The sequence below is a fragment of the Streptomyces sp. NPDC048185 genome, assembly GCF_043202495.1.
GTDB lineage: Bacteria > Actinomycetota > Actinomycetes > Streptomycetales > Streptomycetaceae > Streptomyces.
The window spans coordinates 136,595-159,893 of the sequence record NZ_JBIDAN010000007.1 but is presented as its reverse complement, the minus strand read 5'-3'; the positions used below and the strand labels follow the sequence as shown (position 1 = coordinate 159,893).

Annotated in this window: 18 protein-coding genes and 1 riboswitch; of the genes, 8 read left to right on the top strand and 10 right to left on the bottom strand. The window is 72.8% G+C overall.

The genetic code is table 11. The features are described 5' to 3' along the window. Nucleotides 1-2 precede the first annotated feature (2 nt). Nucleotides 3-1,298 (top strand): hypothetical protein, encoded by a 1,296-nt coding sequence (locus tag ACGF3H_RS21775; RefSeq protein ID WP_362489519.1) that lies wholly within the window; start codon nucleotides 3-5, stop codon nucleotides 1,296-1,298. Nucleotides 1,299-1,453: 155 nt separating this feature from the next. After that, entirely contained in the window at nucleotides 1,454-1,984 is a 531-nt protein-coding gene (locus ACGF3H_RS21770; RefSeq protein ID WP_362489521.1) for a DoxX family membrane protein, read from the top strand. 6 nt (nucleotides 1,985-1,990) lie between these two features. Here the strand turns inward: ACGF3H_RS21770 and ACGF3H_RS21765 are convergent, their stop codons facing one another. Both ACGF3H_RS21765 and ACGF3H_RS21760 read right to left on the bottom strand, forming a co-directional pair. Beyond that, nucleotides 1,991-2,251 carry a hypothetical protein gene (locus ACGF3H_RS21765; protein ID WP_362489523.1) on the bottom strand — a complete coding sequence of 87 codons (261 nt, stop codon included), beginning with the start codon at nucleotides 2,249-2,251 and terminating at the stop codon, nucleotides 1,991-1,993. Then, entirely contained in the window at nucleotides 2,238-3,680 is a 1,443-nt protein-coding gene (locus tag ACGF3H_RS21760; protein WP_362489525.1) for a PspC domain-containing protein, read from the bottom strand. The genes ACGF3H_RS21765 and ACGF3H_RS21760 overlap by 14 nt, the downstream gene beginning before the upstream one ends. Before the next feature lie 181 nt (nucleotides 3,681-3,861). On the opposite strand from ACGF3H_RS21760, the gene ACGF3H_RS21755 reads away from it, so the two are divergent. Both ACGF3H_RS21755 and ACGF3H_RS21750 read left to right on the top strand, forming a co-directional pair. Next, the gene (locus ACGF3H_RS21755) at nucleotides 3,862-5,154 is read left to right on the top strand and encodes a PspC domain-containing protein (protein WP_362489527.1); all 1,293 of its coding nucleotides are present in this window, start codon (nucleotides 3,862-3,864) and stop codon (nucleotides 5,152-5,154) included. Continuing rightward, the gene (locus tag ACGF3H_RS21750; RefSeq protein WP_362489529.1) at nucleotides 5,151-5,864 is read left to right on the top strand and encodes a response regulator transcription factor; all 714 of its coding nucleotides are present in this window, start codon (nucleotides 5,151-5,153) and stop codon (nucleotides 5,862-5,864) included. Before ACGF3H_RS21755 ends, ACGF3H_RS21750 begins: the two co-directional genes overlap by 4 nt. 29 nt (nucleotides 5,865-5,893) lie before the next feature. Here ACGF3H_RS21750 and ACGF3H_RS21745 read toward each other — a convergent pair whose 3' ends face one another. Together ACGF3H_RS21745 and ACGF3H_RS21740 are read right to left on the bottom strand one after the other, a co-directional pair. Further along, on the bottom strand, nucleotides 5,894-7,444 hold the full coding sequence (locus ACGF3H_RS21745; RefSeq protein WP_362489530.1) for a polysaccharide lyase family 1 protein: 1,551 nt from the start codon (nucleotides 7,442-7,444) through the stop codon (nucleotides 5,894-5,896). Nucleotides 7,445-7,753: 309 nt separating this feature from the next. Then, nucleotides 7,754-8,800: an NlpC/P60 family protein gene (locus ACGF3H_RS21740; protein WP_362489532.1), complete on the bottom strand. Its 1,047-nt coding sequence runs from the start codon at nucleotides 8,798-8,800 to the stop codon at nucleotides 7,754-7,756. Nucleotides 8,801-9,114: 314 nt separating this feature from the next. Between ACGF3H_RS21740 and ACGF3H_RS21735 the strand changes: the two genes are divergently transcribed. Next, nucleotides 9,115-9,468, top strand: coding sequence for a hypothetical protein (locus tag ACGF3H_RS21735; protein WP_362489534.1), 354 nt, complete (start codon nucleotides 9,115-9,117; stop codon nucleotides 9,466-9,468). Here the strand turns inward: ACGF3H_RS21735 and ACGF3H_RS21730 are convergent. Together ACGF3H_RS21730 and ACGF3H_RS21725 are read right to left on the bottom strand one after the other, a co-directional pair. Beyond that, nucleotides 9,446-10,465, bottom strand: a complete 1,020-nt coding sequence (locus ACGF3H_RS21730; protein ID WP_362489535.1) for a tellurite resistance/C4-dicarboxylate transporter family protein — start codon at nucleotides 10,463-10,465, stop codon at nucleotides 9,446-9,448. The genes ACGF3H_RS21735 and ACGF3H_RS21730 overlap by 23 nt on opposite strands. Nucleotides 10,466-10,491: 26 nt before the next feature. Further along, nucleotides 10,492-11,703, bottom strand: a complete 1,212-nt coding sequence (locus tag ACGF3H_RS21725; RefSeq protein WP_362489537.1) for an NlpC/P60 family protein — start codon at nucleotides 11,701-11,703, stop codon at nucleotides 10,492-10,494. 8 nt (nucleotides 11,704-11,711) lie between these two features. Beyond that, nucleotides 11,712-11,881: riboswitch (cyclic di-AMP (ydaO/yuaA leader) on the bottom strand. 230 nt (nucleotides 11,882-12,111) lie between these two features. Here ACGF3H_RS21725 and pcrA point away from each other — a divergent pair. After that, on the top strand, nucleotides 12,112-14,604 hold the full coding sequence (pcrA, locus tag ACGF3H_RS21720; protein WP_362489539.1) for a DNA helicase PcrA: 2,493 nt from the start codon (nucleotides 12,112-12,114) through the stop codon (nucleotides 14,602-14,604). A gap of 77 nt (nucleotides 14,605-14,681) precedes the next feature. Here the strand turns inward: pcrA and ACGF3H_RS21715 are convergent, their stop codons facing one another. Both ACGF3H_RS21715 and ACGF3H_RS21710 read right to left on the bottom strand, forming a co-directional pair. Continuing rightward, nucleotides 14,682-16,346: a M23 family metallopeptidase gene (locus ACGF3H_RS21715; RefSeq protein ID WP_362489541.1), complete on the bottom strand. Its 1,665-nt coding sequence runs from the start codon at nucleotides 16,344-16,346 to the stop codon at nucleotides 14,682-14,684. Nucleotides 16,347-16,632: 286 nt separating this feature from the next. Continuing rightward, nucleotides 16,633-17,523, bottom strand: coding sequence for an alpha/beta fold hydrolase (locus tag ACGF3H_RS21710; RefSeq protein ID WP_362489543.1), 891 nt, complete (start codon nucleotides 17,521-17,523; stop codon nucleotides 16,633-16,635). 611 nt (nucleotides 17,524-18,134) lie between these two features. Here ACGF3H_RS21710 and ACGF3H_RS21705 point away from each other — a divergent pair. After that, complete coding sequence (locus ACGF3H_RS21705; RefSeq protein ID WP_362489545.1) at nucleotides 18,135-18,551, top strand: cobalamin B12-binding domain-containing protein; 417 nt, start codon at nucleotides 18,135-18,137, stop codon at nucleotides 18,549-18,551. Nucleotides 18,552-18,918: 367 nt separating this feature from the next. On the opposite strand, the gene ACGF3H_RS21700 is transcribed toward ACGF3H_RS21705, so the two are convergent. After that, the gene (locus tag ACGF3H_RS21700) at nucleotides 18,919-20,547 is read right to left on the bottom strand and encodes a DUF5691 domain-containing protein (RefSeq protein ID WP_362489547.1); all 1,629 of its coding nucleotides are present in this window, start codon (nucleotides 20,545-20,547) and stop codon (nucleotides 18,919-18,921) included. A gap of 23 nt (nucleotides 20,548-20,570) precedes the next feature. Next, on the bottom strand, nucleotides 20,571-21,938 hold the full coding sequence (locus tag ACGF3H_RS21695; protein WP_362489549.1) for an SWIM zinc finger family protein: 1,368 nt from the start codon (nucleotides 21,936-21,938) through the stop codon (nucleotides 20,571-20,573). Nucleotides 21,939-22,081: 143 nt separating this feature from the next. Here ACGF3H_RS21695 and ACGF3H_RS21690 point away from each other — a divergent pair, with 143 nt between their 5' ends. Next, a complete protein-coding gene (locus ACGF3H_RS21690; RefSeq protein ID WP_362489551.1) occupies nucleotides 22,082-23,215 on the top strand; it encodes an AAA family ATPase in 1,134 nt (377 codons plus the stop codon). The last annotated feature ends 84 nt before the right edge of the window (nucleotides 23,216-23,299 follow it).

The following is a 23,299-nucleotide window of genomic DNA, read 5'->3' as shown; positions in this document are numbered from 1 at the left end:
GCGTGGCGGTGCAGGAGGCGAGACGCGGGAGCGGCTCGGGCAAGGGCGCGTACGAGGCGCCGCACACAGGCGGCTGCACGTGCGGGGACTGCCCGCACGGGGCCCGTGAGGGGCACCGCCGGGCGGTCGCCGCGTTCCTGCTCAAGCGGGACGAGTTCGCCGCGGGGCAGGGCCTGCCGGCCGCGGTGGCCCACTCGGCCTCGGCCTCCCGGCAGTGGGTCTCCGAGGAACTGACCCAGTCCGCGGACCTCGTCGCCGAACGCGGCCGGGCCGAGGGCGAGGCGTGGCTCGCGGGCCTGGGACGTCGCACGGCGGTCGCCGTGTGGGCCGCTGTCGCCGTGCTGCTGCTCGCCCAGTCGCTCACCGCGATCGGCGCCGGCTGGTCGGCGGCGCGCACCGCCGGGCTGGCGGCGGCCGTGGTCGTGGCCGGCGCGCTGACGGCGGCGTCCTGGTTCCACCGGGCGCGGGGAGGGGCGCTGGCCCCGGTCGTCGGCGAGGACAACCGCCTCTCCACCTCCCGGGCCGTGGCGGCGGTCTGGGTGCTCTTCGTCGCCTACGCGGTGCTCGTCCTGGCGGGTCAGCTGGCCGTGGCCCCGGGGCACGCGCGGCGGGACGCGCTGATCTCCGGGCTGGAACTCGCCCGCGGCGCCGGAGTGGTGACCGTGCTCGCGGTGGTGTGCGGGATCGCGGTGCTGGTGCGCCGGGTGGTCGGGCTGCGGGTGCTGGGGCAACGGCTCCAGAAGGTGCGCGCCGACCGGCCGCGCGCTGCCGATCTGCTCACCGACGACGCGGGCCGCGGGACGTTCGCCGACATCCAGTACGTCGTGATCAGCGCGGTCGCCCTGGTGTTCGCGGCGGTACGGCTGGCCCGGCGCCCGGAGCAGCTGCCCGACCTGCCGTGGGGGCTCGCCGTGGTGGTGCTGGTCTCGGCGGCGACCTACGTGGCCGGCAAGTACGCGGAGGGCGGCCGGCCCGTGATCCTCTCCGTGGTCCGGGCGCGCGAGGCCGGTGACCTGGACGCCCCGATCCGCACCGGCGACGACATCGAGATCCGCGGCGCCGGGTTCGTGCCGCCGGGCGCCCAGCGCGCGGACCGCCTGTCGCGCATGGTCGTCCGCATTGGTGCCGTCAACGTGCACGTGCCCCTGGTCCCCGTGACGGGCGGCTTCAGCAACCCGACGGACGCCCTGCTGACCGTGCCCGTGCCGGCGGACGTGGAACCGGGCCGGGTGGAGGTCCAGGTGGTCACCGGCGCGGGCGTGGAGACGAACCGGTACGCGATCGACGTGACCGACTGACGGACCGACCGCCCCCCTCCGGGGCGTGGCGTGCGGCCACTTGTCGCAACCGACGGAAAGAAATCGGCCGGACGGGGATTGAGCGCGGCGCGTACGTCGTACGTATGGTCTGTCGAGGGGGTTCGGCACGCGTGGGCGAGAGGCGGCTGGCAGTGATGACTCACGGCATGCGGACGGATCCGCACCCGTCCGGTCTCCACGGCGACCGGGGCTGGCGCGACAACGCCTCTCGGTACGCCCTTCTGCCCCTGCGGATCTTCCTGGGCGTCACCTTCATCTACGCGGGCCTGGACAAGCTCACCGACAGCGCGTTCCTGAAGGACTCGGGCGCCGGGTCCATCGGCGACATGATGCGCACCGTCCGCGACTCCTCGGCCATCCCCGCCCTGGTCGACCTGGCGCTGAAGAATCCGCCCGGCTTCGGGTACGCCATCGCCCTGGGCGAGCTGGCCGTCGGCATCGGCACGCTGCTCGGGCTGCTGGCCCGGCTGGCCGCGCTCGGCGGCGCGCTGATCTCGCTCAGCCTGTGGCTGACCGTCAGCTGGGCCTCCGACCCGTACTACTACGGCAACGACCTCGCCTATCTCATGGCCTGGCTCCCCCTCGTCCTCGCGGGTGCCCCGCTGCTCTCGCTGGACGCGGCACTGCGCACCCGGCGCCGCCGGCGGACCGGCGGGTACCGGTAGGCGCCGTCAGCCCGTGAGGTCCGTCCGGGCCTCGTCCGCGTCCCCGTCCGGGCCCGCGGGCGTGCGCCGGGTCCTGCGGCGTCCGCGCACCGCAGCGGTCAGCACCCCGACGGCGCCGGCCAGGCAGAGGCCGCCGGTGACGACCGGGATGATCACGAACCACGGCGTGTCCCACAGGCCTCCCGCGGCACCGGCGTAGAGCACGCCCGCGAGTGTCAGGAAGGCGCCGGCGACCAGGCGACCGGGCTGGAAGTCATGACGCAGCACGGGAGACCTCCGCCTGTCCGAGACCGACCTGGAGATCGAGGTCGAGCGTGCCGGCCTCCTCGACGCCCTTCGCAGGGGACAGCGTGACCTCCTTGTGCTTGCCGGGTGCCACGTCCACGTCCTTCGCGTCGTCGCCGGGGAGCTGGATGTCGCCCACGCCCACCTCGGCGCTCAGCCGCACGGTCACGTCCCGCGGCACGATCACCCGTATGCGTCCCACGCCGACGTCGGCCCGGGTGGTCACCGTCTGCCCCTTCGCCAGGTGCAGGCGGGACAGGTCGAGGGTGCCGGCGCCGGTGCCCACGTCGTACTGCTCGTGGACGTCGGCGACGGCCGAGGGCGTCCAGGTGCTCCGCGTCCACTCCGTCCCGGCGTCCTTCGGCAGGGCGGCCGATCCGGCGAGCAGGCCCGCCGTGACGATCGCCAGGAAGACCGAACCGGCTCCCGTACGGCCGAGGAACGCACTGACCGCGATTCCCACGCCGAAGACCGCCAGCGCACAGGCCAGCCCGGTCTGCAGGCTGGTGCCGAGCGGCTGCTCGTCCCAGGTCAGACGGGTGCCGAGGAAGCCCGCGAGCAGGGCGAGCAGGAAGACCCAGCCACCGATGCCGTGGGCGCCGCGCGACCGCGCGCGCCGGGAGGACCGGTCGGCCGGGGCGCTCCGGTCCCGGTACGCGCCGCGCCCGATGTTGACGGCCGCCGCGATGTCCCGGTCGCGGGATTCCCGGGGGCCCCACAGGTATCCCGTGCCGCCGACGTGGGTGCCGTCCTTGACGATGGGGTCGCGCCACCAGGACGGGTGGGTGACGGCGGCCGGCGGTGCCTTGGCCTCGGGCGGGGCGTCGGCGACGGCCTGGGCGGCGAGCGGATCGGGGCCCGGGGCGGCGCGCTGCCGCGACCAGTAGCCCGCCCCCGCGAGGAGGAGGGAAAGTATCACGGCGAAGGAGAGCACCCCGCCGTTCTTCAGCATGGTCAGGAACACGCCGCAGCCGACCAGGGCGAACAGCACGGCCGTCAGCGCCTGGCCGTCGACCCGGCCGGTCAGCAGCTTGCGCACCTCGTTCTCCTCCTCGTCGTCGTACGGGACGAAGAGCCAGGCGAAGCCGTAGAAGAGGAGGCCGATGCCGCCGGTCGCGGCCAGCACCACGAGCGTGATGCGGAAGATCACCGGGTCCATGTCGCACTGCCGCCCGAGCCCGGCGCACACCCCGGCGAGGGTCTTGTGCCGCCGGTCGCGGCGGAACCTGTGGGGCGGCCCCGAAGCGTCCGCGTCGAGCGTGCCGCCGCCCGCGGACCCCGTGGCATCCCCGCCGCCCGCGGACCCCGTAGCATCCCCGGCGCCCGCGGCGTCCCGTGGGCCGGCGCCCGCCGGCCGGCGCGGTCCGGAGCCGGGTCCCGGGCCCGGCGCGGCGTGCTCGTGATCTGTCATGGCTCCATGGTGACGGGCGCGCCGCCCCGGCGGCAGCCGGTACGACCCTGGTCGGACCCTGATATCGGTCCCTGACGCCGCGCCCGGGGAGCGTTCGAGGGGCCCGCGGTCCGAAGATCAGGGGAGTCTCCGGGACCGACCCTGATGCTGCCCCTCGGCCGGCCGTGTGACCATCGTTGGCATGCCGGACGCCGCAGCACCTCCCCTTCCCGATCCGCGGCCGCCGCGCAAGCTCTACCGCAGCAGCGACGGACGCTGGCTCGGTGGCGTGGCGCGGGGGCTCGCCGGGCATCTCGGGCTGCCCGTCATCTGGGTCCGGCTCGTCTTCGTCGGCCTGTTCATGGCCGACGGCCTCGGTGCGCTGCTCTACGCGGCCTTCTGGTTCTTCGTGCCGCTCGGTGTCGGCGGCGTCGACGCGCAGAAGCCGCCGTCCCTGGTCACGACGGAGACCTCGCCGGACGGCCGCCGCAGACTCGTCGCCCGCAAGCCGGACAAGGGGCAGATCGTCGCCCTGCTCCTCATGGTCGTCGTGGCCATGGTCTTCGTGGGCAACGTGAATCCGGGGAACGGAGCCAAGGCCTACCTGTGGCCGGTCGTGCTCGTCGGCGCGGGCGTCGCCCTCGTCTGGCGCCAGGCGGACAACGCCCGCCGGGCCCGCTGGGCCGAGGTCGGCCGCGACCGGCGCACCGTCACGCTGCTGCGCTCGGTCGCCGGTGTCCTGCTGGTGACGGCCGGCGTCTCCGGCATCTTCGTCCTGCAGGGGTCGGCCGCCCACCTGGGCTCCGTGCTCCAGGCCGCGCTCGCCGTCCTCGTCGGCATCACGCTCCTCGCCGGTCCCTACCTGGTGCGCATGACGCAGGACCTCTCCGAGGAGCGGCTGATGCGCATCCGCGCCCAGGAGCGCGCGGAGGTCGCCGCCCATGTGCACGACTCGGTGCTGCACACCCTCACCCTGATCCAGCGCAACGCGGAGAACGCGGGCGAGGTGCGCCGCCTGGCCCGCGCCCAGGAACGCGACCTGCGCGCCTGGCTCTACAAGCCCGAGGGCAACGGCAAGGACGAGGACGACGAGCCCACCACCCTCGCCGAGGCGGTCAAGCGCAATGCCGCGGAGGTCGAGGACAAGCACGGTGTGCCCATCGAGGTCGTCGTCGTCGGCGACTGCCCGCTCGACGAGAGGATCGGCGCACAGATGCAAGCGGCACGCGAGGCTATGGTGAACGCCGCCAAGTACGGTGGCGAGGGCGGCGCGGTTCAGGTCTACGCCGAGGTCGAGGGCAGGACGGTCTTCGTGTCCGTGCGGGACCGCGGTCCCGGCTTCGACCTCGACTCGATACCCGCCGACCGCATGGGCGTCAGAGAATCGATCATCGGCCGCATGGAGCGCAACGGGGGCACGGCGCGGCTGCGCGCGGTGCCGGACGGCGGCACGGAGGTCGAGCTGGAGATGGAGAGGGCGGAGAAGTCGTCATGAGCGAGCCGACCGAGGGCAACGCAGCGGCGGGACCGGCGGGAGCGGGGGAGCGCCATGTGCGCGTGGTCCTCGTCGACGACCACCGCATGTTCCGCACGGGCGTCCAGGCCGAGATCGGCCAGACCGCCGAGACCGGCGTCGAGGTCGTCGGAGAGGCCGCCGACGTGGACCAGGCGGTCACCGTCATCACCGCGACCCGGCCCGAGGTGGTCCTCCTCGACGTCCACCTCCCGGGCGGCGGCGGTGTCGAGGTCCTGCGCCGCTGCGCCCCCCTGATGGCGGACGCCGAGCGGCCCGTCCGCTTCCTCGCCCTGTCCGTCTCGGACGCGGCCGAGGACGTCATCGGCGTGATCCGCGGCGGTGCGCGCGGCTACGTCACCAAAACGATCACCGGCTCGGACCTGATCGACTCGATCTTCCGGGTCCAGGAGGGCGACGCGGTCTTCTCCCCGCGCCTGGCCGGTTTCGTGCTGGACGCCTTCGCCTCCACCGACGCCCCGCCGGTCGACGAGGACCTCGACCGCCTCACCCAGCGCGAGCGCGAGGTCCTGCGCCTGATCGCCCGCGGCTACGCGTACAAGGAGATCGCCAAGCAGCTGTACATCTCCGTCAAGACGGTCGAGTCGCACGTCTCCGCGGTCCTGCGCAAGCTCCAGCTCTCCAACCGCCACGAGCTGACCCGCTGGGCGACGGCCCGCCGGCTGGTGTGACGGCCGGCGGGCGTCCTCGGGCGTCCCGGCTATCCGGCGTAGGTCTCGAACTCGGCGACCTTCGGGGTGCCCGACGCGCTGGTGATCGTGAAGGTGACCTTCTTCAGCGAGGTCGCGGGGAAGGAGATGACCCCCGCGCCGCTGCCCGAGGCCAGGGTGGCGCCGGTGTCACCGTTGACGACCTTCCAGGAGCCGATGGCGCCCGAGCTGCCCGCCGCCTCCCGGATGTTGACCTTCGACACGGTGGTCGCGGAGCCCCACTTGACGGAGACCGAGCCCGTCGAGCCGGCCGGTGACCAGTAGGTGCTCAGGTCGCCGTCGCGCACGTTGCCGTAGCTGGTGCCGCTCGCCTTGGAGGAGCCGTCGGCACCGGCCCCGAGGCTGAGGTTGGTGCCGCTGGGCACCGTCGGGTCGGGCGTCGGGTCGGTGGGGTCCGGAGTCGGGTCGGTCGGGTCGGTCGGGTCCGGGGACTGGGCCGAGCAGCTGCCGTCCGACACCTTCAGGCCCTTGTTCGCACCCGCGGTCTGGCCCACGATGCCCGGCACGCAGGTCGCGTCGTCCAGGCTGTAGGAGTACGGGATGCTGACGCTGGTGTTGGACTGCGGGTTCGGGCCGGCCGGGTTGTTGTCCTCGCCGGGCTCGGACCAGGTCACGTTGTCGAAGATGTTGCCGTTGACCTGCCAGGAGCCGGCCGCGTCCGTGTAGAAGGTGCCGAGGACGTCCTTGGAGTCCTCGAAGTAGTTGTTGTCGACCCTGGCCTTCGCCCCGGCCCGGGAGTTGATGCCGGACTCGTTCAGGTGCACGTAGTGGTTGTTGTAGATGTGGGCGATGCCGCCGCGCAGGAGGGGCGCGCGGGAGTCGAGGTTCTCGTACAGGTTGTGGTGGAAGGTCACGTACCCGTTGGAGCGGTCGCTCTCGCTGGAGCCGATGAGGCCGCCGCGGCCGGAGTTGCGCAGGATGCTGTAGGACAGCGTCACGTACTGGGTGTTGTCCTTCATGTCGAAGAGGCCGTCGTAGCCCTCCGACTCCCCGCCGGACGCCTCCAGGGTGGCGTGGTCGACCCACACGTTGCGGACGTCGCTCTCCATGCCGATGGCGTCACCGCCGTTGGAGGTGGGCGAGCCGGACTTCTTGACGTTCCGGACGGTCACGTTCTGGATGATGATGTTGCTGGACTCCCGGATGTGGATGCCCAGTTGGTCGAAGACGGCACCGCTGCCCACGCCGACGATCGTGACGTTGCTGATCTGCTTGAGCTCGATCTTGTCCGCGGCGGTGCTGCAACTGCCGCCCGACACCTTGGTGGTGTTGCCGTGGTTGATGGTGCCCTCGACCTGGATGACGATTGGGGTGCTGCTGGAGGCCCGGTTGCACAGGGCCTGGTGGATCGCGGTGCCCGTGGTGGCGCGGACGGTCTGCCCGCCCGCGCCGCCGGTGGTTCCGCCGTTCTGCGTCGCGTAGCCGGTGGCGCCGCCGGCCGCGGCCGACGCCTCGGGTGCCGACAGGACCGCGGTGGCCGCGGCCGCCAGGGCCAGCGTGCCCACTGCGGTTGAGAGCCGTATGGCGACTGGTCGTCTCATCTCGCCTCGCCTTTCGTCTTCGCACGGCGGCGGTCGCCGCTCGCTGGTGAGGTGGTTCTGCAGGCCCTGAAGGTTGCCGCCTGTGGTGCATTAAGCGGTTTCCTCATGCCCGAGGTGCCTGGTTCCGTGGTGCGGTGACGTTCCGGGGCGACAGCGCTTCGCACAGGGGCTCAGCTCGAGGAAAAGGAGCACCCCAGTAGGTATGAGCTGAGCATGACAATCGGGAAAGCGCTTTCACCGGTCGAGAGAGTAGGCCTGGACCATTGGCGTGGCAAGGGTCCGCGCACGCATCGGTTGTACCGACCGGTCTCACACCACCCGCGCGGCTCCCGCGAACGGCATCGCGTCGACGGGGGCGAGGCGGACCGGCGCCGAGGGGTTCGGGGCGTGGATCATCTGCCCGTTGCCGACGTAGATGCCGACGTGGCTGATGCCGGAGTAGAAGAAGACCAGGTCGCCGGGGAGGAGTTCCGCGCGGGAGACACGGCGGCCCGCGCCGATCTGGGCGTAGGTCGTGCGGGGGAGGGAGACGCCCGCGGCGCGGTAGGCGGCCTGGGTCAGGCCAGAGCAGTCGAAGGCGTCCGGACCGGTCGCGCCCCACACGTAAGGGCTGCCGAGCTTCTGGTACGCGTACGCGACGGCCGCCGCGGCGCGGGAGTTCGGCGCCTGGGCGGAAGCGGCCAGGCCCTCGCGGGCGCCCGCCGAGCGGCCGGCGCGGCCCGCACCGGAGGTGAGGGCGCGCTCCTCGGGCGTCAGCCGGGACAGCAGACGGCGTGCCCGCTCCAACTTGCCGGTGACGGTGGCGCGGTGCCGTTCCAGCTCGGCCTGCCGCGACGTCAGCGAGGCCAGCTCGACCCGGGCGGCCCCGCGCAGCTGCTCGACGTCCCGCAGCTCCTCGCGTGCCCGGGCGACGGCGGCCGTCTGCCGGCTGCCCACCCGCTCGACGAACGCGGCGCCCTCCAGGTACCGGTCCGGGTCGGCGGAGAGCACGAGCTGCACGGCGGGGTCGAGACCGCCGCTGCGGTACTGCGCCGCCGCGACCGAGCCCAGCGTCTCCCGCGTCGTGTTCAGCCGGTCCTCCTTGCGGGCCACCTCGTCCCGCAGCTCCTCCAGGTGCCGCTCCGCGGCGTCGGCCTTCTCCTTCGCGCCGTTGTACTTCTCGGTGGCGACCTCGGCCTCCCGGTACAGCTTGTCGACCTCGGCCCTGACCTGCGCCGGCGTCGGCTCGGGATCGGCGTGCCCGGTGCCGGCCAGCCCGGCCGCGGCGGCCGCGCCCGCGAGGGTGACCGTGACGGCGGTGCGGGCGGCCGTCCCGTTGCCCGCGGGGCGCCGCCGTGGTCTGCGATGCGAAGCCACCGGGGATCCACGTCCTTCCGAACCGTGCGCCGGCCGCTGCTCGGACCGGTCGCCTGCCGAAGGACGCTAGGCCGGTGGGTAACGAGCGGGTGACGGATTGCGCGGAACTGGCGGTACCGGTCCGGCGGAGGACCGTACGTGACCGTGGACCGGACAGGGGGCCGTCGACTTCACGCAGAGTGATGACCGAAACGCCGGATCGGGGACATGTGAGGACGATGAGCTGCTATGGGGCGCATATATGCGCCCTGGCCCCCTCGGGCCGGGCGGCCCGGTGTCGGAGCGTGTCCGGCCGCTGATTAGGCTCCGGCCTCATGGACGTACTCATCCACCTCTTCGTCGGTCTGCACATCATCGGCATCGGAGCGCTCCTCGGCGGCTTCCTGACCCAGATGAAGGCGATGGGCCAGGGCACCGCCCGCTTCACGCCGGCCATGCTGCACGGCGCGCTGACGATGCTGGTCACCGGAGCGGTCCTGGTCGGCCTCAACCAGGCCCAGGACTACTCCATCGACAACGTCAAGATCGGCGTGAAGCTGGCCGTGCTGATCGTGATCCTCGGCCTCGTCTACGTGAAGCGCGACGACGAGAAGGTGGACAAGCCGCTGTTCGGCCTCGTCGGCCTGCTGACCCTGGTGAACATCTTCATCGCCGTGTTGTGGACCTGACGCCCGCGCCGCCCGCGGCCCCCGCCGAAGCGGAGCGCAGCCCGGCCCGGCCCGCGGCGACGGCACCCGCGGCGACCGCCAGCCACGCGGCCACCGCGATCCACACCAGGGCCCGACCGGGCCCCTCCAGCCACGGAACGTCCACGACGGCGGCGACGGACAGCGTCGCCGCCGCCGTCATGCCGAGGGGGAAGACGGTCGACCAGCGGCGCACGTCGTAGCGGGGGCGGGGCCACACGATCTCGCAGACGAGAAGGACGACGTACCAGGCGAGGTCGAGCACGAGCAGGGCGACGGTCGCGTCGTGCAGCACCGCACTGTCGTCGTCGTTCCACAGGTACGTCCCGCCGTCGGCCGCGGCGAGCAGCTTGGCCCCCGCGAGCGCCGAGATGGCGAGCGCGCCGCCCGCGACCCAGTGGTCCCCGGCGCCGCGGGCCACTTGCCGCGGGTCGAAGCGGAACAGCGCGATGACGTAGAGCACGAGCCCCAGCCAGAACGGCACCAGCGCCACGTGCGCGAGCCAGGCCGTGGAGGTGGCCGCGGCCAGCGTGGCCCCCAGCACGGCCAGGCCCTCCGTGGCCACGCAGCCCAGGAACACCGCCCCCGGCATCCGCCGCTCCCAGTGCTGCACGACCACCAGCAGCAGCCCGGGCCACAGCAGCGCGGCCAGTGCCAGCAGCGCCGCCGCCAGGGCCGTCCAGCCGAGCAGCGAGAAACGGGTGCCCAGCACGGTCGTCGCGGCGACGGCCGTGAGCGCGCCCGGTGTCCCCGCCCGCGTCATCCACTTCGCCCGGTCGGACAGCAGCAGGGAGACGAAGTTCGCCGCGAGCGCCAGCCACGCGGCGCAGGCGAGCACCAGCGCGATGCGCGACAGCAGCTCGTGGTGGATCAGGTGCAGGCCGACCGACAGGATGCCGGTCGCCATCACCGCGGCCCCGGCCGCCGGCGGACGCTGCGCCCACCAGGCGCGCAGAGGGTGACTGGAGGCGGATGACATGGGTCGATGCTAGAGAGCGCCGTGCGTCAGGCCGGACGCACCACGCTGTGGATCGACGACTCGCCGTCGTAGAAGACCGACTCCTCGCGGACGTACGCACCCGGCTTCGGGGCGTGGATCATCATGCCGTTGCCGATGTAGATGCCGACGTGGCTGATGTCGTCGTAGAAGAAGACCAGGTCACCGGGTTGTGCCTGCGAGACGGAGACCGTCGTGCCGGCGTCGACCTGGTCGTAGGTGGTGCGCGGCAGCGTCACGTCCGCGGCCTTCCAGGCGGCCTGGGTGAGACCGGAGCAGTCGTACGAGCCGGGGCCCGTGGCGCCCCAGACGTACGGCTTGCCGATCTGGGCCCGGGCGAAGGCGAGCGCCTTCTCGGCCTTGGTGCCGTACGACGGGTCCGGCGCGGAGGAGCCGGTGCCGGTGCCGGTGCCGCCGGTGGCGGAACCGGACGAGCCGGTGGAGCCGGAGGAGCCGGAGGGGTCTGCCGGGGTGTCGCTCTCCTGCGGGGCGGCCTCCTGCTGCCGCTGCCGCTCCTCGGCCTGCTGCCGGGCCAGCTCGGCGGCCTTGCGGGCGGCCTCCTCCTGCTTCCTCCTCTCGATCGCCGCGAGCCGGGCCTTCTCCTCGGCGGTCAGCGTCGACAGCAGCTCGCGCGCGTCGGTGAGCTTCTTCTGGACCGTGGCCTTGGCCGTCCGCAGGTCGTTCTGCGAGTCGGTGAGCGTTTCAAGGCTCTCGGTGGCCTCCCGGCGCTTCTTCATCGTCTCGGACTGCTGGGTGACGTAGTCGTCGACCGCTTCCTTCTGGCGGCCGGTGAGCCGGTCCATCAGCTGGCTCCGGTCGACGTAGTCCTGCGGTGAGTCCGCGAGGAGGAAGGTCGCGGTCGACGGGATCAGGCCGCCCGTGCGGTACTGCGCGGAGGCGTAGGCGCCCAGCTCCTCGCGGGCCTCGTTGAGCTTTTGGGTGCGCTGGGCGACGTCGTCGAGGAGGGTGTCGACGCGCTCGCGCTGCTTCGCGGTCCTCTCCTTGGCCGCGTTGTACTTCTCGGTCGCCGACCCGGCCTGGCGGTAGAGGTCGTCGACCTTCTTCTCGACCTCTTCGAGGGTGGGCCGGTCGTCCGACGGCACGGCGTCGGACGTCTGGGACAGCAGGGCGACGGAGGTGAGGGCCGCCGTGGCGAGGGCGGGGGTCCGTATGCCTGCTACGCGCGTACCGGTGGGGCGCGACTTGCGGTGCGACGCCAAGGGAGGCGACTCCTTCCGTGCTCCGCCTACCGGGTTAGCTGTCGGGTTCGGGCGGTGGTTCGGAAGGATTGCCCTACGGCACCGCCCGTGGTGGGCGGGTGGCCGATTCACCCCAGGAATTCGGTGGGTCCCCGGCTCCGGACGCCGTGCGGCACGCCGGACTCGGCGGAGGCCGCGCGGCCCGGCGACGTTCGCCGGAAGGGGCGTGCGACCTGTCCCGCACCGTAGCCAACTCGTGTGGCGCCTGGGAAGGTTGCCGGGTGATATGCCCGATACATTTTCGTGACCTCCGGTGCGAGGGTCACTCCGTGTGATAGCGCCTGCTCCGAGAGCTCCGATCCCGGCGATGCCGGCCATTTTCCGGGGTGGCAGCCGGTTGTCGGTGGGGCACCCTAGACTCGGAGAGCGATGAGCAGCCTCTTTGACGAAAGCTTCCTGGCGAGCCTCCAGACCCCGCGCGGTCACGAGGAGGAACCCCCGCCGCCGCCCGAGGACGACCACGTGACGGAGCCGGTTCCGCACGATCTGTTCGGCGGGAAGTTCGACGCGCCGCCGGACCGGGACCCGTACTACCGGGACGGCGCCCCCCGCCCCGTCCTGGACCCGGCCGCGCTCCTGGAGGGGCTCAACGACAACCAGCGCGCCGCCGTCGTGCACTCCGGCTCCCCCCTGCTCATCGTGGCCGGTGCCGGATCCGGCAAGACCCGGGTGCTCACCCACCGCATCGCCCACCTGCTGGGAGAGCGGGGCGTCCACCCCGGGCAGATCCTCGCGATCACCTTCACCAACAAGGCCGCGGGCGAGATGAAGGAGCGCGTCGAGCAGCTCGTCGGCCCGCGCGCGAACGCGATGTGGGTGATGACCTTCCACAGCGCGTGCGTCCGCATCCTGCGCCGCGAGTCCAAGAAGCTCGGCTTCACGTCGTCCTTCTCGATCTACGACGCCGCCGACTCCAAGCGGCTCATGGCGCTGGTCTGCCGCGACCTGGACCTGGACCCGAAGCGCTTCCCGCCGAAGTCGTTCAGCGCGAAGATCAGCAACCTGAAGAACGAGCTGATCGACGAGGAGGACTTCGCCGCGCAGGCCGCCGACGGTTTCGAGAAGACCCTCGCCCAGGCCTACGCCCTCTACCAGTCGCGGCTGCGCGAGGCCAACGCGCTCGACTTCGACGACCTGATCATGACGACGGTCAACCTGCTCCGCGCCTTCCCGGACGTCGCCGAGCACTACCGCCGCCGCTTCCGGCACGTCCTCGTCGACGAGTACCAGGACACCAACCACGCCCAGTACGCCCTCGTGCGCGAGCTGGTCGGCGGGGCCTCGGAGCACCCCGTCGACGTGCCGCCCGAGGCGGAGGTCCCGCCCGCCGAGCTGTGCGTCGTCGGCGACGCCGACCAGTCGATCTACGCCTTCCGTGGCGCCACCATCCGCAACATCCTCCAGTTCGAGGAGGACTACCCGGACGCGACGACGATCCTGCTGGAGCAGAACTACCGCTCCACCCAGACGATCCTCAGCGCCGCCAACGCGGTCATCGAGCGCAACGAGTCCCGCCGCCCCAAGAACCTGTGGACCAACCAGGGCGCGGGTTCGCAGATCACCGGGTACGTCGCCGACACCGAGCACGACGAGGCCCAGTTCGTCGCCGACGAGATAGACCGCCTCACGGACGCGGGCGACGCCCGGGCCGGTGACGTCGCCGTCTTCTACCGCACCAACGCCCAGTCCCGTGTCTTCGAGGAAGTGTTCATCCGCGTCGGCCTGCCCTACAAGGTCGTCGGCGGCGTCCGCTTCTACGAGCGCAAGGAGGTCCGGGACGTCCTGGCCTACCTGCGCGTCCTGGCCAACCCCGAGGACTCGGTGCCGCTGCGCCGCATCCTCAACGTGCCCAAGCGCGGCATCGGCGACCGCGCCGAGGCGATGATCGACGCGCTCGCCCAGCGGGAGAAGATCAGCTTCCCGCAGGCGCTGCGCCGCGTGGACGAGGCGTACGGCATGGCCGCGCGCTCGGCGAACGCCGTCAAGCGGTTCAACGCGCTCATGGAGGACCTCCGCACGATCGTCGAGTCCGGCGCCGGACCGGCGACCGTGCTGGAGGCCATACTCGAACGCACCGGTTACCTCGCCGAGTTGCAGTCCTCCACCGACCCCCAGGACGAGACCCGCATCGAGAACCTCCAGGAACTCGCCGCCGTCGCGCTGGAGTTCGAGCAGGAGCGGGCCGAGGCCGAGGGGGAGAGCACCGGCACGCTGGCCGACTTCCTGGAGCGGGTCGCACTGGTCGCCGACTCCGACCAGATCCCCGACGAAGAGGACGGCGACGGCGTCGTCACCCTGATGACCCTGCACACCGCCAAGGGCCTGGAGTTCCCGGTCGTCTTCCTCACCGGCATGGAGGACGGCGTCTTCCCGCACATGCGCGCCCTCGGCCAGCCCAAGGAGCTGGAGGAGGAGCGCCGCCTGGCCTACGTCGGCATCACACGTGCGCGGGAGCGGCTGTACCTGACCCGGTCCACTCTGCGCAGCGCCTGGGGACAACCGTCGTACAACCCGCCGTCGCGTTTCCTCGAGGAGATCCCGGCACCCCACCTGGAGTGGAAGCGCACCGGTGCGAACGGACCTGCTCCCTCCGCGCCGGTCTCGGGAGTGGCGGCCTCGCTGTCGTCGTCCCGTTCCCGCTCCTCGGCGTCGGGCGCGTCCGGCTTCGCCACCCGCCGGACCGCGTCCGAGAAGCCCACGGTCTCGCTCGCGGTCGGCGACCGTGTCACGCACGACCAGTTCGGGCTCGGCACGGTGGTCGGGGTCAAGGGCACCGGGTCGAACGCCGAGGCGACGATCGACTTCGGGGACACCAAGCCGAAGCGGCTGCTGCTGCGGTACGCGCCGGTGGAGAAGCTCTGAGCCTGCGCCGAGGGCGCTCACCTCGTGAGCCCCGTCGGCCGACGGGGCTCACGGCCGGCTGCTGAGACGCCACGCCGTCACTGCGGGTCGAGACCGTGGCTGCGCAGCCACGGGAGCGGGTCGATCGCGCCTCCGCCGGAGGGCCGCACCTCGAAGTGCAGGTGCGGTCCGGTCGAGTTGCCCGTGTCACCGGACAGCGCGATCGGATCGCCGGCCTTGACCTTGGCGCCGTAGGGAACCTGGTAACTGGAGAGGTGGCAGTACCAGGTCTCCGTGCCGTCCTTCGCCGTCAGGATCAGCATGTTCCCGTACGCGACGTTGTACTGCGTGCGCACCGTGCCGTCGGTCGCGGCCATCACCTTCGTGCCGTACGACACGGGGAAGTCGATGCCGGTGTGCGCGGACATCCAGTTGATGCCCGCCTGACCGTAGTAGGCGCTGAGCCCGTGCTGCTCGACCGGGAGCGCGAACTTGGGGCGCAGCCGCTCCTTGCGGGCCGCCTCCTCCGCCGCCCTCCTCTTCTCCGCCGCCTGCTCGGCCTTGAGGTCGATGCGTTCCTGCGTCCGGCTGGCCCGGTCGGCGAAGTCGTCGGCGCCGGCGGAGAGACTCGCGAGCTGCGTGTCCAGCTTGTTGTTGGCGGCGGACGGCTTCACCGGCGCGGCACCCGTGTCGGCCCCGTCCGCCGCCGACGCCGTGGTCTCCTTGCCGTCCTCGCCGCCCAGACCGCCCACGGAGGCCGCGGCGATGCCGGCGACGCTCATCACGCAGGCCGAGGGAACGGCGATGGTCAGCAGTGCCGAGCGCTTGGCCGGCTGACGCCGGCGGGAACGCGCTCCGCCCCGGGAGGCGGTGCGTGCGGCGGGGATCCGGGGAGCCGGGACGACCTCTTCCTGCTCCTCGAGCAGAGGGGTCACGGCGGGCAGTTCGCCGGTGGCGGTCAACCCGTCGTCGCGCGGGGCGGGTTCCTCGGCGGCGGCCGTCGCCGTGTCCGTCGCGGTGTCCTGCGCCGTGTCGTCCGGCGCCGCGCCGTCCGAGTTCCACTGCGTGGCGTCGTAGGCGCCGGTGTCGAACGTGCCGGTGCCGAAGGCCAGGGCCTCGAAGGTCCCTGTCTCGGATGCCCCTGTCTCGAAGGTCCCCGTCCCGGCGGTCACGGTTTCGACGGCGCCGGTGTCGAAGGCCTCTGCTGCGAACGTCCCCGTGGCGAAGGTCTGGGTGCCCCACTCCCACTGCTGGGTCCCGTCGGCGGGGCCACCGGACTGGTCGGGCAGGGCCCAGGCGGCCGTGTCCCACTGGCCCGTCGACTCGCCGCTCGTCGCCTGCGCCGGCACCATGACGGGCTGCTGGCCGCCGGCCGTCCAGGTGGTCGTGTCGTAGGCGCCGGTGTCATGGGCGGCGTGGTGCAGGCCGGCGTACGCGTCGTGGTGCAGGGTCTGGTGGCTGCCGGTGCCCCATTGGGTGGAGTCGTACGTGCCGGTGGCCGCGTAGGCGCCAGTGGTGTCGTACGAGCCGGTGGTGTCGTAGCCGCCGGCGCTCTGGCCCGGGAGGCTGCCGAACAGCGGATCCGCGGCGAACGTCGCCGTGGCATGGGGGCCGGTGGCAAAACCGGTGGCGTCGTATCCGCCGTACGTGGTGAGGTCGCCGTACTGGGCTTCACCGGTGCCGTACGGCGCGTAGTGCGCCGGGTCGGCGTCGGAAGCCGAGGCCGGGGTGGTCATGCCCCCCGACGGGTGACGGTCGTTCACCAACTTCTCTTTCGCCTCGACAACAGGGCTGCCAGAGCAGTGCGGCGACTGTACCCGGCGGTATGCGGGCGCGACAATCTTCTGCAGGTTTCGCCCACGCAGGAAACGGGCAATCGGCCGTGTTTCGGGGGACGGCGGGCGCGAGTTTGGTTTTGTGTTCGACGTTTGTTCGACGTAGAGGTGGGCGCGTCGCGGTGGTCACCGCCGCGGTGATCTCCGTGGTGACCGCCCCGGCGGTGGTCGATGAGGTGCCGCCTCGGCGGCCGAACGGGTGAGGGCTCCGGTCTCAGGCGACGGTCAGTCCGCCCGAACGGCCGCCGGCTGCCGTGCCCGAGTCCGGCCCGGGCGTGTCGAGCGCCTGCCGGATACCGGTGGCCACGGCGGGGTGCACGGGCAGGGCGAGATGGCCGATGCCGCTCACCCGGACGTTCTGGACGGTCAGGTCGGGGTGGTCGAGGCAGGCCGTCTCCAGCGGGTCCATCACCCGGTCCAGGTCGCTCCAGAAGCTGACGAACTGCGTGCGGCAGCCGGGCGCCGGCATCGCCAGCTCGTCGAGCACGGCCGAACCGGGGCGCATCTGGCGCACGATCGGGTGGGCGTTCGCCAGCGGCACCACCCGGGTGCCCGCGTGCGGGGTACCGAGCGTGACCAGCGTCCGGACGCGCAGATCACCGCCGAGGCGCTGCACGTAGTACCGGGCGATCAGCCCGCCGAGGCTGTGTCCGACCACGTCGACGCGGTCACTGCCCGTGCGCTCGCAGATCTCCTCGATGTGCCGGCCGAGCAGCTCGGCGGCGCAGCGTATGTCGCAGGTCAGAGGTGAATAGTTCAACGACTCGACCTGCTGCCTGCCGTGCTGGGCCAGGCTGCGGCGCAGCAGGAGGAAGACCGAGCGGTTGTCGATGAATCCGTGCAGCAGGACGACCGGGGGGTTGTCGGGAGTCGGCAGCTGTGCGGTGGGTGCGGAGGACGCCTTCGGGTCCCGCGATACCGCGCGGGCCGGCGCGGGGACGCACCGGCGCTCCTGGACGATGCCGGAGGGGTAGAGGAGGAGATGTCCGGCGAGGATCGCGGCCTCCAGGACCGTCGCCTTCAGGAGGGCCGTGGAGAGCCCCGTCACCCTGCCCGGAAGGCCGGCCAGACCGGACAGGCCCGAGAAGCCGGTGAGCGCCGACATCCCCGGAAGTCCTGGAAGCCCCGGCAGGGCCGTGAACGCCGGAATCGCCGGGAGTGCGGGCAGAAAACGCTGGCACAGCGGGAGAAGGGGCAGTGCTGCCGTCGTGACCTTCATGGGCCGACCTCCTGTCGGCACGCGGAGGAACGCCTCTGTCCCCGTGTGCCCTCGTGGAGAGCCGTGACACCAGTGATGGGTGGTGTTTGCGAGGTTTACGTAAACCAGTGTGCCAGTGCAGTGGGCTCTGTGCCCTTCGGTGCCGTTGGATACGGCGACGAGGCCCGCGGCTGCCCTGCCTTGCCCTGCCCTCGCTGCGGCTCTCCGTGCGCGTGTTCACTCCCCGCCCCTGCGACGGAGCGCGGCGAACATGTCCCACCGTGTGATTTCCCCCTCTGTCTCCACCGCGAAACTGCGGGTTGCGGGATGCTGGCGATAACGTGCGTTCACTTTCCCCGGACGGTGTGGTGCGGGGTGTCTGTACCGCGAGGGCGGGCATTTGGTGCACTTGGTGCCGAATGCGCGATCCATGCGCACCATGCGTCTGTGTACGGGCATGGGTGATGTGTGCGGTACTTGTCGGTACGGATGGATGTAGTCGCTTCATGGAGGCAGTGATGGGTGTGGCAGCCGGTCCGATCCGCGTGGTGGTGGCCAAGCCGGGGCTCGACGGCCACGATCGCGGGGCCAAGGTGATCGCGCGAGCACTGCGCGACGCCGGTATGGAGGTCATCTACACCGGCCTCCACCAGACACCCGAGCAGATCGTGGACACCGCGATCCAGGAGGACGCCGACGCGATCGGGCTGTCCATCCTCTCCGGTGCGCACAACACGCTCTTCGCCGCCGTGATCGACCTGCTCCGGGAGCGGGACGCGGCGGACATCCTGGTCTTCGGCGGCGGGATCATCCCCGAGGCGGACATCCCCCCGCTGAAGGAGAAGGGCGTCGCGGAGATCTTCACCCCCGGCGCGACGACGGCGTCGATCGTGGACTGGGTGCGGGCGAACGTGCGGGAACCCGCGGAGGCGTAACCGCTGCGCTCGGCCGAAGAGGGGGCGAGTGCGGCGGCCGGCGAGGACGGCAGTGGCCGTCATGTCCGGCGCCCCGATGCCCGTCCCCGGGCACGCCCCGAGGCCGGCCCGAGGAGGGGTGCGGCGTGTGCGGAGGCTTCGGCACGGGTCGCGTGCCGTGATGTGGGTGGACGTGCCGGGCCGCGCGCCCGGCACCGGGCCACGGTGCGGGCCCCGGGCCCGGGCTGCTGCGCGTCGGGCCGAGTGTTCGTGGCTTGCGGAACGTGGCGTCGGGCGACCGGCCCGACTCCCGCATCGCCCTGTGCCGCCCCTCATCGCCCGGGCCGAGTGCCGGAGCGCGGCGTACGTCCTCGTCACCGCCTGGCCCCTACACCGCCCCCAACTCCTCGGTCATCGCCGCGCGCAGCCGCAGCGTCGTGACCAGGCGCTGGAACGCTTCCGCCCAGTACCCGCCCGCTCCCGGTGACGCGTCCTCCGGTTCGTCCGGCACGGCCAGCAGGCCGTCCAGGCGGCCCGCCTCGCAGGGATCGAGGCAGCGCTCGGCCAGGCCCATGACACCGCTGAAGCTCCAGGGGTAACTTCCGGCGTCCCGGGCGATGTTGAGCGCGTCGACCACCGCCCGTCCGAGCGGCGGGGCCCACGGGACCCCGCACATGCCGAGCAACTGGAACGCCTCGGACAGGCCGTGCGTCGCGATGAACCCGGCGACCCACTCGGCCCGTTCGTCACCCTCCAGGGTGCCGAGCAGCTTCGCCCGCTCGGCCAGAGACACCGCACCGGGACCGCCGGCCTCCGGCGCCGTGGGTGCTCCCAGCAGCGCCCTCGCCCACGCGGCGTTCCGCTGCCGCACCGCCGCCCGGCACCACGCCGCGTGCAGCTCGCCCTGCCAGTCGTCCGTCACGGGCAGCGCGACGATCTCCTCCGGTGTGCGCCCGCCCAGCCGGGCCGGCCAGGTCCCCAGCGGTGCCGCCTCCACCAGCTGGCCGAACCACCACGACCGCTCACCACGCCCCGCGGGCGGCTTGGCGACGACCCCGTCCCGTTCCATGCCCGCGTCGCACTCGTGCGGCGCCTCCACGGCGATCGCCGGCCGGTCCGTGGCGTGGTCCAGCGACACACACGTCAGGGCGCGTGCCGCCATCCGCGCGGCCAGCGCCGAGTCCGGCAGCGCCGACAACAGCTCCGCCGCCGTCGCCCGCACATTGCGGCTGCGGTCGGCCAGCGCCTGCTCCAGGAACGGCTCGTCCGCGGGCGCCAGCCCCGTCCGCAGCGAGTCGAGGAACATCAGCCGGTCCTCGGCCCGCTCCGTCGCCCAGGTGGAGGCGAGCAGTTCGCGGCCGGCGGCCGGATCGCGAGAGCGCAGGGACGCCAGCAGGGCGACGCGCTCGGCGAACAGGCCCTCCTGCCACAACTGGCGTATCCGCTCCGTCGCCCCGGGGCCGGGCAGCGCGGTGCCGCCGCCCGGCGTCGCGCGCAGGGCGAACTTCCAGTCCGGGTTCAGCCGGGCCAACCACAGGGCGCGCGGCCCCGCGAAGGCCAGCGCCGCCGGGCGCAGGTCGGTGCGCCCCCGGGCCGCGTCCAGCAGGGCCGGAAGCGTCTCGGGCGGTGCCGCGAAACCGCGGGCGTTCGCCGTCGCCAGCCACTGGGGCAGCAGCTCCATCAGGTCGGGCGCGGTGCCCCTGCGTCCTGTGCCCGCCGCTCCGGGGCGGTCGGTGAGGAGCATCGCGAGCCGGCGGGCGGCCGCGGCCGGCAGCGACGGGCGGTCGTCGTCGGGGGCCGGCTCCGGACGCCGTGCCGCTCGTGCCGGTACCAGGCCGGCGCGTCTGCGGACGGTCTCCACGGCCGCGGCGTCCAGCAGCGCCGCCGCAGCGTTCGGGCCGGGCTCGCTGCCCCGGGGGGTGCGCCGCTGCGTGCCGAGCAGCGCCGAGGTGACGAGTTCCTCCCAGGCCCCGGACGAGAGCGCGTCCGCGTCCGTGGCGGCGTGCGTCGTGGTCATGCGGTTCCCTTCCGTGGAACGGGTCAGCACAGGGTCACCGCCGGGCCCGGTCCGTCCGGCCAGGCCGTCAGCGGGGTGAAGCCCCGGTGGCCGCACTCGCCGAAGACCGTGACCGGCCTGCCGCCCGCCAAAGCGACCAGGCGCCACAGGCCAGGGCGGTTGCGGGCCGCGGGGGCGAGGGGCAGCGCCGTGTCCTCGTCGGCGTCGGCCAGCTGCCAGGAGTCGCCGTCCGGTACCGGTACGACCCGGTCCAGGGTCACCGGGACCGACTCCAGCCACGGGTCGTCACCGAGGGCCTCGCCGTACCGGACGACCGCACGGGAGGTCGTCACGCCCGGCGGGCGGGTCTCCATCCACGTGGGCGGCGCGAACTGTTCACCGAGAGCAACCCGTTGCCGGACCGCACCCGGGTAGGAGGACACCTCCGCATCCAGCGTCAGACCCACCGGAAGCGCGAGCTCCGGCGCCCGGCCCGCGGCCCCGTAGGAGAGGAGCAGCGCGGTGCGCTCCGACTCGACGCCGTACAGCCAGATGCGCCGGGTCGTCAGCCGTGCGTCCGCCGTGTCGTACTGGGCGAGGACCAGCCACCGGTCCCGCACCGGTGGACCGTCCGCCGACGCCGGCAGGCCGACGCGTGAACGGACCGTCGCCGCCAGCGCGTCCGGAAGCCGCTCGCGGCGCAGCCAGCCCTGGTCGAGGAGGTGCAGCAGGGCACACTCCTCCAGCAGCCGTACCGGCCAGCCGGGACCCGACGCCGGGAGGGCACCCAACTCACGTGCCCGGGCCGCCAGTCCCGGCGCCTGGGCGTCGACCATGCGGGCCGCGGTCTCCTCCCACAGCGCGTACCCGGCCTGCTCCGCACCGGCCAGGCCGTCGCGCAACAGGTCCGTCAGACGCTGCTCCAGCTCCGTCGCGCCCGCGGTGATCCGCTCGGCCCGGCGCTCCGCCCGGCGCCGCGCCGCCTCGGGATCGGCGGCCCCCTCCCCGGCTCCGGACGAGCCCGCCGCCTCCTCCCCCTTCCCCCTCCCCTTCGTGCGCTCGCGTCTGCGCGTGATCCACCCCTCCGCCCAGTCCGGGGTATCGGCCCGCGGCACCGCGCCGGGGCCGCCCGCCCACAGGAGCAGCAGCCCGAGCGCGTGCTTGCACGGGAACTTCCGGCTGGGACAACTGCACGTGTACGCCGGCCCGGACAGGTCCGCGACATCGACGACCGTCTGGTACGGCTTGCTGCCACTGCCCTTGCACAGCCCCCACATCGCCCCGTCGTCGGAGCTCCCCGTGCCGGACCACGGCCCGGCCGCGCCGAGTTTGCTGCCCGCTTTGCGCGACGCGGCGTCAGGTGCCAGTGCCAGCACCTGGTCCGCGGTCCAGCGCACCCCCTGCTGAGTCATGTCCCCGAAGGTAGATCGTGCCACTGACAATCGGCTCGACGAAGCGCTCCGCAGGGCCATTCGTGCAGGTCAGAGCGATTGTCAGTGGGGTGGTGCACGGTTGGTGCCAGACCGAACCGGCCGAGCTGGAGGGGGACTCCGCCATGCCTGTGTCCGCAGAACCGACGTCCGTGGACCCGACCGTGAACGGGCCCGTCCCGGAGGCGTTGCGTCCGCACGCCGAGCACGCCTTCGCGGGCGAACTGGCCGCGCTGGCCGCGCAGGACGACCGTCCGCGCCCCGCTCGCTGGAGGCTGTCCCCGTGGGCCGTCGCCACGTATCTGCTCGGCGGCACGCTGCCCGACGGCACGGTGATCACCCCGAAGTACGTGGGGCCGCGCCGCATCGTCGAGGTCGCCGTCACCACCCTGGCCACCGACCGCGCGCTGCTCCTGCTCGGCGTGCCCGGGACCGCGAAGACGTGGGTGTCCGAGCACCTCGCCGCCGCCGTCAGCGGCGACTCGACCCTCCTGGTGCAGGGCACCGCCGGCACCCCCGAGGAGGCCATCCGCTACGGCTGGAACTACGCACAGCTGCTCGCCCACGGCCCCAGCCGCGACGCCCTGGTGCCCAGCCCGGTCATGCGGGCCATGGCGGAGGGCATGACCGCCCGGGTCGAGGAACTGACCCGCATCCCGGCCGATGTGCAGGACACGCTCATCACCGTCCTGTCGGAGAAGACCCTGCCGATACCGGAGCTGGGCCAGGAGGTGCAGGCGGTCCGCGGCTTCAACCTGATCGCCACGGCCAACGACCGCGACCGGGGGGTGAACGACCTGTCCAGCGCCCTGCGCCGCCGCTTCAACACCGTGGTGCTGCCGCTTCCGGAGAGCGCCGAGGCGGAGGTCGACATCGTCTCGCGCCGTGTCGACCAGATCGGCCGGTCCCTCGACCTGCCGGCCGCGCCCGACGGCATCGACGAGATCCGACGGGTCGTCACCGTCTTCCGCGAGCTGCGCGACGGGGTCACGGCCGACGGGCGCACCAAGCTCAAGTCGCCCAGCGGCACGCTGTCGACGGCCGAGGCCATCTCCGTGGTCACCAGCGGCCTCGCGCTCGCCGCCCACTTCGGGGACGGAGTGCTGCGCTCCGGTGACGTCGCGGCCGGCATCCTCGGCGCCGTCGTCCGCGACCCGGCGGCCGACCGCGTGATCTGGCAGGAGTACCTGGAGACCGTCGTCCGCGAGCGCGACGGCTGGAAGGACTTCTACCGGGCCTGCCGGGAGGTGAGCGCGTGAACGGCGTGCGTGCGCGGTCGCGGGCGGCCCTTCCGGTCAGCGGCCCGTCGGGGGACGACGGGGACTCGTCCTGGAACCGGCGGC

Bases quoted from the DNA above. Each gene is read 5' to 3' on its own strand.
- ACGF3H_RS21770 (WP_362489521.1), top strand. From the start codon at position 1,454: ATGACTCACGGCATGCGGACGGATCCGCACCCGTCCGGTCTCCACGGC.
- ACGF3H_RS21760 (WP_362489525.1), bottom strand. From the start codon at position 3,680: ATGACAGATCACGAGCACGCCGCGCCGGGCCCGGGACCCGGCTCCGGA.
- ACGF3H_RS21755 (WP_362489527.1), top strand. From the start codon at position 3,862: ATGCCGGACGCCGCAGCACCTCCCCTTCCCGATCCGCGGCCGCCGCGC.
- ACGF3H_RS21750 (WP_362489529.1), top strand. From the start codon at position 5,151: ATGAGCGAGCCGACCGAGGGCAACGCAGCGGCGGGACCGGCGGGAGCG.
- ACGF3H_RS21745 (WP_362489530.1), bottom strand. From the start codon at position 7,444: ATGAGACGACCAGTCGCCATACGGCTCTCAACCGCAGTGGGCACGCTG.
- ACGF3H_RS21735 (WP_362489534.1), top strand. From the start codon at position 9,115: ATGGACGTACTCATCCACCTCTTCGTCGGTCTGCACATCATCGGCATC.
- ACGF3H_RS21730 (WP_362489535.1), bottom strand. From the start codon at position 10,465: ATGTCATCCGCCTCCAGTCACCCTCTGCGCGCCTGGTGGGCGCAGCGT.
- pcrA (WP_362489539.1), top strand. From the start codon at position 12,112: ATGAGCAGCCTCTTTGACGAAAGCTTCCTGGCGAGCCTCCAGACCCCG.
- ACGF3H_RS21710 (WP_362489543.1), bottom strand. From the start codon at position 17,523: ATGTCGGCGCTCACCGGCTTCTCGGGCCTGTCCGGTCTGGCCGGCCTT.
- ACGF3H_RS21705 (WP_362489545.1), top strand. From the start codon at position 18,135: ATGGGTGTGGCAGCCGGTCCGATCCGCGTGGTGGTGGCCAAGCCGGGG.
- ACGF3H_RS21700 (WP_362489547.1), bottom strand. From the start codon at position 20,547: ATGACCACGACGCACGCCGCCACGGACGCGGACGCGCTCTCGTCCGGG.
- ACGF3H_RS21695 (WP_362489549.1), bottom strand. From the start codon at position 21,938: ATGACTCAGCAGGGGGTGCGCTGGACCGCGGACCAGGTGCTGGCACTG.
- ACGF3H_RS21690 (WP_362489551.1), top strand. From the start codon at position 22,082: ATGCCTGTGTCCGCAGAACCGACGTCCGTGGACCCGACCGTGAACGGG.